Raw genomic sequence first — 325 nt, forward strand, 5'->3', positions numbered from 1 at the left:
AAACTCCAATACGACAACAAGGGGTTTTGAGATGGAAAGCCGTAATCTTCTGCTCCTGGCCCTTGTGTGTGCGGCTGTTTTTTGCGTCAACCCGGCCCATGCTGCGGATGGGTCAGAAATATCCAGTATCGTTGCCCAATATCAGGCTTCCGGCACCGAGATAGCCGCACAAATGCTGACGTATGCGACAAGTCTCTTTTGGATTTTGGCCGGTATCCAGTTCGCCGGATCGAGCATCCGCCTCGGGATACAGGGGGCGGATTTTCAGGAATGGACCGCGCATCTTGTCCGGCAGATTTTCTTTATCGGAATCTACGCATGGTTG

General features: G+C 52.6%; 1 protein-coding gene. It reads left to right on the forward strand.

Translation table 11 applies throughout. The annotated features are described in order from the left end of the window. Positions 1–31 precede the first annotated feature (31 nt). A partial coding sequence (locus ACP7IZ_RS13835; RefSeq protein WP_426849742.1) for a hypothetical protein occupies positions 32–325 on the forward strand: 294 nt, incomplete at its 3' end.

It is taken from the genome of Acetobacter sp. AAB5, assembly GCF_050106715.1.
Classification (GTDB): domain Bacteria; phylum Pseudomonadota; class Alphaproteobacteria; order Acetobacterales; family Acetobacteraceae; genus Acetobacter; species Acetobacter oryzifermentans.